Annotated in this window: 9 protein-coding genes; all 9 read left to right on the forward strand. The window is 40.7% G+C overall.

The features are described 5' to 3' along the window. The first annotated feature begins 8 nt into the window (after positions 1-8). The 9 genes from nifD to H0486_RS07305 all read left to right on the forward strand — a co-directional run bounded on the left by nifD (position 9) and on the right by H0486_RS07305 (position 11,143). The gene (nifD, locus tag H0486_RS07265) at positions 9-1,607 is read left to right on the forward strand and encodes a nitrogenase molybdenum-iron protein alpha chain (protein ID WP_228352362.1); all 1,599 of its coding nucleotides are present in this window, start codon (positions 9-11) and stop codon (positions 1,605-1,607) included. Further along, a complete protein-coding gene (locus H0486_RS07270) occupies positions 1,601-2,965 on the forward strand; it encodes a nitrogenase component 1 (RefSeq protein ID WP_228352363.1) in 1,365 nt (454 codons plus the stop codon). The genes nifD and H0486_RS07270 overlap by 7 nt, the downstream gene beginning before the upstream one ends. Before the next feature lie 47 nt (positions 2,966-3,012). Next, entirely contained in the window at positions 3,013-4,359 is a 1,347-nt protein-coding gene (nifE, locus tag H0486_RS07275) for a nitrogenase iron-molybdenum cofactor biosynthesis protein NifE (RefSeq protein ID WP_228352364.1), read from the forward strand. 31 nt (positions 4,360-4,390) lie between these two features. Continuing rightward, positions 4,391-6,961: a nitrogenase cofactor biosynthesis protein NifB gene (gene nifB, locus H0486_RS07280; protein WP_228352365.1), complete on the forward strand. Its 2,571-nt coding sequence runs from the start codon at positions 4,391-4,393 to the stop codon at positions 6,959-6,961. A gap of 155 nt (positions 6,962-7,116) precedes the next feature. Continuing rightward, the gene (locus H0486_RS07285) at positions 7,117-7,425 is read left to right on the forward strand and encodes a 2Fe-2S ferredoxin (protein WP_228352366.1); all 309 of its coding nucleotides are present in this window, start codon (positions 7,117-7,119) and stop codon (positions 7,423-7,425) included. A gap of 72 nt (positions 7,426-7,497) precedes the next feature. Beyond that, entirely contained in the window at positions 7,498-8,481 is a 984-nt protein-coding gene (locus H0486_RS07290; RefSeq protein WP_228352367.1) for a homocitrate synthase/isopropylmalate synthase family protein, read from the forward strand. Then, positions 8,456-9,265: a beta/alpha barrel domain-containing protein gene (locus H0486_RS07295; RefSeq protein ID WP_228352368.1), complete on the forward strand. Its 810-nt coding sequence runs from the start codon at positions 8,456-8,458 to the stop codon at positions 9,263-9,265. The genes H0486_RS07290 and H0486_RS07295 overlap by 26 nt, the downstream gene beginning before the upstream one ends. Before the next feature lie 216 nt (positions 9,266-9,481). After that, positions 9,482-10,282, forward strand: coding sequence for a FlxA-like family protein (locus tag H0486_RS07300; protein WP_228352369.1), 801 nt, complete (start codon positions 9,482-9,484; stop codon positions 10,280-10,282). 264 nt (positions 10,283-10,546) lie between these two features. After that, a complete protein-coding gene (locus H0486_RS07305) occupies positions 10,547-11,143 on the forward strand; it encodes a TetR/AcrR family transcriptional regulator (RefSeq protein WP_228352370.1) in 597 nt (198 codons plus the stop codon). Positions 11,144-11,181 lie beyond the last annotated feature (38 nt).

Raw genomic sequence — 11,181 nt, forward strand, 5'->3', positions numbered from 1 at the left:
GTGCTTATATGAAAACGATTCATAAAGTTTTAGAAAAATATGATTCCAAGGTTTATAAAAACCGAAAGGAGCATATGGTGGAAGTCGGCAATAATGATAATAATAATGAAATTGCCGCTAATGTCCGCACTATACCCGGCATTATTACACAGAGAGGCTGTTGCTACGCAGGCTGTAAGGGTGTTGTGCTTGGGCCGATTAAGGATGCTTTTCTAATAACCCATGGACCCATTGGTTGTGCCTTTTATTCCTGGGGAACCAGACGACATAAGGCAAGAAAGGAAGAGGGAGAGGATAATTATCTGCAGTACTGCTTCTCCACAGATCTTCAGGAATCGGATATTGTATTCGGTGGAGAGAAGAAACTAAAGCAATCAATTCAGGAAGCGGTGGATTTATTCCATCCCTCTACAATCTTTATTTGCTCAACCTGTCCGGTAGGATTAATCGGTGATGATATTCATGCTGTTGCAAAATGGGCAGAGAAGGAATATGGCATTAAGTGCATTGCTTTCAGCTGTGAAGGTTATAAGGGAGTCAGCCAATCGGCAGGACATCACATTGCAAATAATCAGCTGATACGCTATGTCATAGGAGAAGGAGATCGGGAGATTAAGAACAAATTCTCAGTGAATCTTCTGGGAGAGTACAATATCGGTGGTGACGGTTGGGAAACGGAGCGCTTACTGAAAAGAATAGGTTATGAAGTGGTATCGACCTTTACCGGTGGCAGCAGTATTGAGGATTTAAAAAATGCCCATAAAGCCAATTTAAGTCTGGTTCAGTGCCACCGATCCATTAATTATATAGCGGAAATGATTGAAACCAAATACGGTATTCCTTGGATGAAGGTTAATTTCATCGGGGTAGATGCTACGATGAAAACTCTTCGGGACATTGCCAAATATTTTGGTGACCCTGAGCTAATAGCCCGGACGGAAGCTGTAATTTCGGAGGAATTACTGCAGATAGCAGAGTATATGGAGTACTATCGAGGCAAATTGAAGGGTAAAACAGCCGCTATCTATGTAGGAGGCTCCAGAGCTCATCATTATCAAGCTCTATTGAAGGACTTAGGTGTTCATACAATCCTTGCCGGTTATGAATTTGCCCACAGGGAGGATTATGAAGGAAGAGAAGTCCTACCCTTCATAAAAATGGATGCTGATAATAAGAATATTGAATCTATAACGGTAGAACCGGATATCGAGAAATATCATCTATACTTATCCGAGGAGGATTTAAACAGGCTGAGAGAGGAAAAACTGATTGATTATTACGAGGGTATGGTAAAGGATATGGAGAACGGAACCTTTATGGTGGACGATTTAAACCACTATGAGACAGAAGAACTGTTAAAGGCGTTAAAACCCGATATTTTCTTCTCCGGTATTAAGGATAAATTCGTTGCTCAGAAATCAGGCATTCTTTCGAGACAGTTACATTCCTATGATTACAGCGGCCCATATTGCTGCTTCCGAGGAGCAATCAATTTTGCAAGAGATGTGGCTATGGGAATCTATACACCGGCCTGGAGTTATGTAAAAGCTCCATGGAAAACGGCGCCGATTTTAGAAGGTACTCTGGGAGGTGAAGCAGTATGTTAGATTATACGAAAAAGGAAGCATATGAAAGAAGTGGTTTAAAAATAAATCCGGCCAAAACCTGCCAGCCGGTAGGGGCTATGTATGCAGCCCTCGGTGTTCATGCTTGTATGCCGCACAGCCATGGTTCTCAAGGCTGTTGTGCCTTTCACAGAATGTTCTTAACCCGTCACTTTAAGGATCCGGCAATGGCATCCTCCAGCTCCTTTACAGAAGGCTCCTCCGTATTTGGTGGTGGAAGCAATCTTAAAACAGCTGCTAAGAATATATTCCAAATCTATGATCCGAAGATTATTGCAGTTCATACTACCTGCTTATCAGAAACAATTGGTGATGACCTGAATGCGCTAATTCAAGGCATTGACATTCCGGATGGAAAGTATATGGTTCATACCAATACACCAAGCTACAAGGGCTCCCATATCACGGGCTTTTCCAATATGGTAGCAAGCTTTATCCAGTATTTATCTGTATCCAGTGGTAAGACCAACGGGAAGACTGCAATATTCCCCGGATTTGTAAACCCTGGAGATATGAGGGAGATAAAAAGGATAGCGGAGCTAATGGGTGTTCCTTATACCATGCTACCGGATACCAGTGGAGTAATGGATAGTCCTATGACCGGTAAGTTTATGCTATATCCTAAGGGAGGAACCACTGTTGAGGAGATTATACAGCTAGGTGATTCAACATCCTCCATCGCATTTGGCAAGTTCGCCAGTGAAGCTCCGGCCGAAGCACTATCTAAAAAATGCCGTGTAAATTATGACCTGCTGCCTTTACCGATTGGTATTGGACGCACCGATGAATATATTCTTGCATTACAAAAAATCACAAAGAGTGAGGTTCCTGATCAACTGGAGGAGGAACGAGGACAGCTGGTTGATATTCTTATTGACATTCATCCATATACCTATAATAAAAAGGTTGCAGTTTTCGGTGATCCAGATACAGTACTCAGCATAGCGGAATTCCTTCTGGAGATGGGTATGCTGCCTAAGTACCTTGTAACAGGAACTCCAGGTGATGCTTTTGAGCAGGCTGCTGAAGAACTCTTCTCAAAATTCGGAGTAGTAGGCTGTAAGGCTAAAGCTGCCGGAGATTTATTCGAACTTCACCAGTGGATTAAGGAAGAAGGTGTGGATTTACTGATTGGAGGTACCCATGGTAAATACATCGCCAGAGCAGAGGATATTCCTTTTGTCAGAGCAGGCTTCCCGATTATAGACCGCTATATTCATTCTTATCTGCCATTAGTGGGATATAAGGGTGGCATGAGACTGGCAGAAATGATTACCAATGCCTTAATGGATCGAATGGATCGAGATTGTGCCGAAGAAGATTTTGAGATGGTTATGTAAATTGTGATATTTGGATTGTAAGTCAGAGACAGAAGGGTGGTAAGGATATGAATGATTTAGGCTTGTTGGATGAAAGAAAGAAATTTATACGGGAAAAGAAGGATGGCTCATGCCGGGGAGAAATGAAATGTGATGCTAACAGCGTCTCGGGAGCAGTCAGCCAAAGAGCCTGTGTATATTGTGGAGCCAGAGTGGTATTAAATCCTATTACCGATGCATTTCATATTGTACATGGTCCCATCGGTTGTGCCAGTTATACCTGGGATATTCGCGGAAGCCTGAGCAGTGGAAAGGATATCTACCGTAACAGCTTTTCAACGGATCTTAAGGAGCAGGATGTGATCTTCGGAGGAGAGAAGAAGCTGGAAGCAGCCATAAATGAGATTGTAGATCATTACCACCCTAAGCTGATATTTGTCTACGCTACCTGTATCGTAGGCGTAATTGGAGATGATGTAGAGGCTGTATGCCATAGAATGTCAAAGCTACATAATATACGGGTGATACCCGTCAAATCACCGGGATTTTCAGGGAATAAAGCAGTGGGTTATAAAATGGCCTGTAATGCAATTATGGAATTAATAATGCCCCATAAACAAGTAAAAAAAAGATATGGAGTTAATATATTAGGTGACTTTAACTTGGCAGGAGAATTGTGGATTGTCAAGGACTATCTGAGACGAATGGGAATTCCGGTGATTGCCTCCCTAACAGGAGACGCGGATTATGAGAGCTTAATTGAAGCACCAGCGGCGAAGCTTAATATCGTACAATGTGCTGGCTCCAGTACCTTTCTGGCAAAGCGTATGGAGGAGGAAATGGGCATTCCTTATATTAAGGTAAGCTTTTATGGAATCGAAGATACTGTTAACTCCTTACTACGTGTAGCAGAGGCACTAGATAATAAGACCGCCAGAGCCATAGCCGAAGAATTCTGCAGTGCTGAGGTTAACAAACTGGAGGAGGAGATGGCGGAGTATCGCCGAAGTCTGGAGGGTAAGAAGGCAGCGATCTATGTTGGAGGAGGTTTTAAAGCAATCTCACTCATCCGACAGTTTCATTCACTCGGTATGGAGGTCACCGTTGTTGGCACACAAACAGGGAAACAAGAGGATTATGAACTGATAGAGAATCTTGTCAATCAAGAAACTGTCATTTTTGATGATGCTAATCCTGCAGAGCTGGAGAAATTTATGCGGGAAAAGGGAGCGGATATTCTTGTGGGAGGAGTGAAGGAAAGGCCTTTGGCATATAAGCTCGGTATTGCCTTCTGTGATCATAACCACGAAAGAAAGCATCCGCTTTGCGGATTTGATGGGGTACTTAATTTCACAAGAGAAATTCATCATAGTATGAATCATCCGGTATGGAATAGTATTCGTTTTGTATCATAATTTCTGCCAAGGGCAGCAAGGAGGTGTTCTTATGAGTAAAAACCTGGTAAATCTTACGGTTAATCCCTGCAATATGTGTATGCCCATGGGAGCAATAACAGCAATGTACGGTATAAAAAAATGTGTTACGTTGCTCCATGGATCCCAGGGTTGCAGTACTTATATACGAAGACACATGGCTACCCATTATAATGAACCGGTGGATATTGCGTCCTCCTCATTAACTGAGGAGGGAACAGTGTATGGGGGTGAAAAAAACCTCATTCAAGGTCTTATTAACCTGATTCAGATATACCAACCGGAGGTGATTGCTGTTTCCACCACATGTCTGGCAGAAACCATCGGTGAAGATATTAAACGGATGATCGAGGATTTTTATGAAAAATACCCTCAGTATAGTCATATTACAATCGTACCAATTCACTCAGCGGGATATAGCGGAAGTCAATACGAAGGGTATATGTCCGCACTTTATCAGTTGATTACAAATATACCGATGAATACGGTGAAAAATAGTAAGATAAATATTATCACAGGTTATCTCTCCCCGGCAGACACCAGGTATCTGAAGGAACTTTTATCTCTTTTCCGGATTGATTATATCTTGCTGCCAGATTTATCGGAGAATCTAGATCGAGGATATTATGAAACATATGAGAAGCTACCGCAGGAAGGAACCTCCATTGAGGAACTGAAGCAAATGGCTGGAGCTAAGCTTACGATTGAACTGTCAAGCTTTTCGGAGGAGACCTTCTCGGTGGGCAGATATCTTGAAAGCTACTATGGAGTTCCATATATCCGCTGTAATCTACCGGTGGGACTGAGGGATAATGATGCTCTTATAAAGCTGTTATCGGAGGTGACTCACAGAGAAATCCCTGAGAAGCTTAGGAAAGAACGGGCACGATATCTCGATGCGATGATAGATTCGCATAAGTATAATGGAGAAGCCTATGCAGCAATTTATGGCGAACCGGATTTTGTATATAGTGCAGTTCGATTGTGTGTAGAGAATGGAATTCTACCGGTGATCGCAGCCACAGGTAGTAAGGTCCCTTCCTTTAAGGAAAAAGTTGAGGCTGAAATAAAGGAGCTAGCGGAAGGATTCTTTTATCATCCCTATGAGATTCTGGAGGAGATCGATTTTCTCGGCTTGGAGGAATTGGCAAGAAAATATAAGATCAATGTTTTCATCGGTAATTCCGATGGCAGAAGACTGGCTGAAAAGCTTAATATAGACCTGGTAAGGAGAAGCTTCCCCATCCATGATCGTATGGGAGGACAGAGGCTGACTATGATAGGCTATGATGGTTCCCTAAGTCTTTTGGATGAAATAAGCAATGTGATCCTTGCGAAGAAAGAAACAGGATTTCGTGAGGAGTTGTATCAGAAGTACTTCAAGGCAGAAAGGAAAGAGAGTGGTAAATCAATGGAAGAAAAAACAGCCACCCATCCTTGCTATAACTGTGGTGCCCATCAATATGCCAGAATTCATTTACCGATTGCTCCCAAGTGTAATATTAGTTGTAACTATTGCGTCAGAAAGTATGATTGCCCCAATGAAAGCAGACCGGGAGTAACAACTTCCGTATTAGGACCGGAGGAAGCCTGTCAAAGATATTTGGAAGCGAAAAAGAAGCTTCCAAAGCTATCAGTAGTAGGCATCGCCGGACCTGGAGATGCCCTGGCGAATCTCCCAGAGACCCTGGAGACCCTGCGATTAATCCGGTCCCATGATCCTGAGGTGACCTTCTGTATCTCCACCAATGGACTTATGCTTCCTCAGGCGGCAGAGCAATTGATTGCTGCAGGGGTTACCCATGTAACCGTTACCATGAATACAGTGGATCCTGCTATCGGAGCCAGAATATATAAATACATTAACTATATGGGAAGACAATATACCGGGGAAATCGGTGCAGCGATACTGATTGCCAATCAGATGGCTGGTATAAAAATTCTTGCTGATAAAGGAATTCTTATTAAGGTAAATATCGTAATGTTAAAGGGTATAAATGACGAGCACATTCCGGAACTGGTGAAACAGGTAAAAGAATTAGGCGCCTCCGTGACCAATATCATTCCATTGATTCCAGTATCAGGTAGCGTATTTGAAAAGCTATCCCCTGTAAGTAAAGAGGAGCTTAATACAATGCGTGACAGATGCAGTGGAATCTTAAAACAGATGTATCATTGTCAACAATGCCGGGCAGATGCCGTTGGTACCTTAGGAAAGAGTTGCCCTTCGGAGTCTGGAAAGGGAATCCTGATGGCAGTAGCGTCCAAAAGTGGAATACTGGTTGACCAGCATTTCGGTCATGTAACTGAGTTCTATGTATATGAGTATAAGAATGGAGTCACTACATTTAAAGAGAAAAGATCCGTCCGAAAGTACTGTGATGGAGTACAGGAATGTGATGAGCAGGAGGATAAGATACATCTAATTCTTAAGACCATTGAAGACTGTAAGGCAGTCCTGGTTATGCGTATTGGAGAAGCACCTAAGGAAAAACTCAGTAAGCAGGGAATAAGAGTCATTACAACCTATGACCGAATTGAAGCTTCCGTAGCTAAGGTGGCATCAGAAATGATTACAGGATAGAACAGTAATCGTTACTGCTCACTCCCTGGCTGGAGTAGTTGAATACCCGGTTTAAAACTATTGACAGGATGTGAACAGTAGTTAGTGTGATTTTTATAGAATATATAGAAAGGAGTCTATTGGTGCAAGTATCACATCAATAGGAATGTGAATTTATGGTTGAAATAAAACATCATATTTTTGTCTGTACCAGCTGCAGATTGAATGGACAGCAGAAAGGGTTTTGCTATTCTAAGAATTCGGTGGATATTGTCTCAAAATTCATGGAAGCAACTGAGGAATATGATCTATCAGGTGAAGTGATGATTACCAACACCGGTTGCTTTGGTATCTGTGATAAAGGGCCTATTGCGGTTGTATATCCGGAAGGTATATGGTATGGAAATCTTACAGAGGAGTGTGTGGAAAAGATCGTAGAAGAGCATTTGGTGAATGGGCAGCCAGTGAAAGAGCTTATTATCTGAGATAGCAAAACATATTCATAATCTTAAGAAGCAGTAGAAATCAATACAATGGGTAATCAGGGGGGATGTTGCATGTTGATAATCATTGATAATACCTTAACTGCAATTGATCATACTCGGTCTTCCAAGGAGGAGCTGCATTTGTTTTGTGAATTGCTCTTCACAATTGGTGTGGATATCATTGAATTATCCGTAGAGATTTACGAGAAAATGGAGTATTTACCGGATATGGGCAAATATTACCTACATGTAAACTCTATTGATGCCTTGGAGAAATACCCGGGTTTTCATGGTTACACTTGCCGGCATGCCGTATTAGAAGACAGAGTTATCCCTGAAATACAAATCAATGACCCCAGAGAGCTTATGAAATTAAAGCAACTAAGGGAATATAAGGAGCTTCGCATTGTTGGATTGGACGGAATCCTGTGCCATCCCTTTGAAAAGATTTTAAAGGATATGATGAAAATGTTACCTTGCAGCAGTATTCACTTCTGCCCGGAGAACCACTATCATTGTGCCAGTGCATTAGCTGTACTGTGGCTAACGAATTATGGCAATAAGGTTACATCCAGCTTTGCAGGCCATAAAAATAATGCTGCCACGGAGGAGGTAATCATGTCGATGAGAATATCCGTCCGTCGTAAGCCAAATAGTAATCTGACTGTTCTTCCAAAGCTGTCACAGCTATATGAGAAATTTTCTGGAAGAACCATAGGCAGCAAAAAACCCATTCTTGGTAAAAATATCTTTCAGGTGGAGTCAGGAATTCATGCTGATGGAATTAATAAAAACCCTGCAACCTATGAAGCATATGACCCCAAATGGGTAGGACAAAAATCGGAGTTGGTGATTGGAAAGCACTCCGGATCAAAGGCGATTCATTTAAAATTAATGGAACTGCAGATTCCGCTTCCTGATGAAGCAGAAATTAGTAAGATTCTAAAAAAAGTAAAGGTAATATCCTCTAATAATAGATCCAGTCTTAGTGATGCAGAATTTGCTAAAATCGTAAGGGAGGTGCTTGCCAATGAAGGAAGTAAGATACATTGTTGACACTACCTTAAGGGATGGTGAGCAAAGTCCCGGAATTGCTCTTTTGCCAGAGGATAAGGTTAAAATAGCAGGTCTGCTTGATGAACTGGGTGTTTATGAAATAGAAGCAGGGGTCCCCATCCTTAGTGAAACCGAAGAGGAAGGAATATGCAGAATTATTGAGAATAAGAAAAATGCGAAAATCTCTGTCTGGAGCAGAATGAATGTAGAGGATGTGAAACGATCCATTGTCTGCAAACCAGATATTATCCATATTGGAACTCCGGTCTCCTATATCCAAATATATAGTAAATTAAAGAAAAATAAAAACTGGATAATTCGAAACATACTGGAATGTGTAGAGGTGGCAAAGAATCAAGGAGTTGACGTGACAGTCGGATTTGAAGATGCCTCCAGGGCGGATATCGGCTTTCTTCTTAGCTTATCAAAGGAACTAAAAAGAGCAGGTGTGGAGATCATACGGATTGCAGATACCGTTGGGGTTTTAACTCCAAGCCGTACTATGGAGCTGATTAGAACCCTTGTATCCAATACAGATTTAACAATAGAAGTACATATTCATAACGACTTGGGTATGGCAGTGGCCAATTCATTAACCGGAGCGAAGGCCGGAGCAAAACTCATTGATTGCACTTTGTTTGGCATTGGGGAACGTACTGGCAATTGCAATCTGTATGATTTTGTTCATGCTGCCGATCCCATCTTCGATTTCGGTATGACAAAAAAGCAAATCAAATCAATTGAGGAACAGGTTTATGATATGTTAAAAAACATATTTATTTAAGCTAACTTCCTAAATAATTCACATACATATGGACGCCCTACGGTATCATTCCGCCGTGGGGTTGTTCATTTTTTTATATGAATTTCGTAAATAGATATTATGTATGTTTATATAATCTTACAAAAAATTATAAAAATATGTAAATTAAACTACTATTATGTAGAAGAATATGGTAAAATATATGAAAGAAATGGATAACGGAAAGGAGAATAAAGAATGATGAGGATTTCTAATGCGAATTATAATTCCAGTGCAAAATCCTTCAGGATGAACCAATCAATGGGGAAAGACTCATATAGTAAGAATATTCAGAATCAGATAGCAAACAAGCAGAAAGAACTGCAAAATCTGGCTAAAGCGGAAGATATGTCTGTCGAAGAAAAATTAAAGAAAAAACAAGAAATTGAAAAAGAAATTGCAGATTTAACTCTTCAACTTCGCCAGCATCAGATTGAACAGCGAAACAAACAACAGCAGCAGAAGAACTCATCTAAGGATGATTCTCTAGCTGCGTCGAAGAGTAAACAGACTGCTCAGAAAGAAGGAACTGGCATATCACAAGCCAGCATGAAAGCAATAATATCTGCAGATTCTTCGATGAAACAGGCACAGGTACAGGGTAGTGCTGCAACAAAACTAAATGGAAGAGCCGGTGTACTGGAAGCAGAAATCAAGCAGGATAAAGCAAGAGAAGTAAATACGGAGAGAAAAGAGGCAGAGTTATCTGACATTCAGGATAAAATTCAAACTACGGTCAGCTCTCAAATGTCAACATTATCAGATGCGATTGAAACGATAAATGAAGCAGCGTCTGAAGAGCGGGATAGTGAAAAAACAGAAGCTAAGAAGACAGAACAATCCAAGGATTCTCGCACTATTGAGAAGGATGATTCGGATGATCAGCTGCAAACAGACAATTCAAAAAATACTGAGAAAATTGCTACTGCAGCTGGAAATGATGAAAAGGTGACAACATCTCAACTAATTAATTATACTTCGGTAGATATTCTTTTATGAGAAAGCTTAAGCAGGATATAGGGTATCTCCTAACAGTTATTAGTTGGCAATAGATATTTGCGATTATTTGAGATTCTATTGAATTTTGCTTATAATATAGTATAATGAAAACCAGAAAACTAATTTTAGTTTTCTGGTTTTCATTTGTTATAGAGATTGATCATTCTTAATAAATGCGCATTATATAAGAAGGATCGTTTATTTTAGAATATGCTCAGAAACAGCGAAAGAAGCTTATATTATATATAGGAGATAAGAAGATTTATGGAGCTTAAGGAAAGAGTTATTGATGCAGTGGTGGAAGAGTTTAATGAAAAGGGTCTTAAATTTACCATGGACGATTTGGCAAAGCGATTAGGGATTAGTAAGCGAACCCTGTATACGGTTGTAAAAGATAAAGAGTCACTTTTTCTTGAGATGGTCGACTGTGTCTTTGGTGAGATTAAGGAGAGCGAGAGGAAAATTGCCGAGAACCCCAACCTAGAAGTAATGGAAAAACTGAAGCAAATATTAATTGTGCTGCCGGAAAAATATAAGACCTTAGATTTTCGCCAATTATATGATCTAAAGACGAAATTTCCATCGATTTATAAAAAAATAGAGAACCGAATAGAAACAGATTGGGACTTGACCTTTCAGACTATGCAGCAGGCTATGGACGAGGGGAAGCTCCGAAGAATTAGTAAACCGGTATTTCAGGCAATCTTTAGTGGGACGATTGAGTATTACATGAGTAGAAGTGTTTTAATCGACAATCAAATTAGTTATGAAGAAGGGCTTGAGCAGCTGTTGGATATCTTAATCTATGGTGTGATTGAGAATAAAATGTCAGACGGGAAGAATGCACTTAAGGTGAAGTAATATCAGGGGAGACAATATCGTAAAAGGAGAGAGGTATT

It is taken from the genome of Variimorphobacter saccharofermentans (genome assembly GCF_014174405.1).
GTDB lineage: Bacteria > Bacillota > Clostridia > Lachnospirales > Lachnospiraceae > Mobilitalea > Mobilitalea saccharofermentans.

Coding starts and splice junctions, on each gene's coding strand:
- nifD (WP_228352362.1), top strand. CDS start 9: ATGAAAACGATTCATAAAGTTTTAGAAAAATATGATTCCAAGGTTTAT.
- H0486_RS07270 (WP_228352363.1), top strand. CDS start 1,601: ATGTTAGATTATACGAAAAAGGAAGCATATGAAAGAAGTGGTTTAAAA.
- nifE (WP_228352364.1), top strand. CDS start 3,013: ATGAATGATTTAGGCTTGTTGGATGAAAGAAAGAAATTTATACGGGAA.
- nifB (WP_228352365.1), top strand. CDS start 4,391: ATGAGTAAAAACCTGGTAAATCTTACGGTTAATCCCTGCAATATGTGT.
- H0486_RS07285 (WP_228352366.1), top strand. CDS start 7,117: ATGGTTGAAATAAAACATCATATTTTTGTCTGTACCAGCTGCAGATTG.
- H0486_RS07290 (WP_228352367.1), top strand. CDS start 7,498: ATGTTGATAATCATTGATAATACCTTAACTGCAATTGATCATACTCGG.
- H0486_RS07295 (WP_228352368.1), top strand. CDS start 8,456: ATGAAGGAAGTAAGATACATTGTTGACACTACCTTAAGGGATGGTGAG.
- H0486_RS07300 (WP_228352369.1), top strand. CDS start 9,482: ATGATGAGGATTTCTAATGCGAATTATAATTCCAGTGCAAAATCCTTC.
- H0486_RS07305 (WP_228352370.1), top strand. CDS start 10,547: ATGGAGCTTAAGGAAAGAGTTATTGATGCAGTGGTGGAAGAGTTTAAT.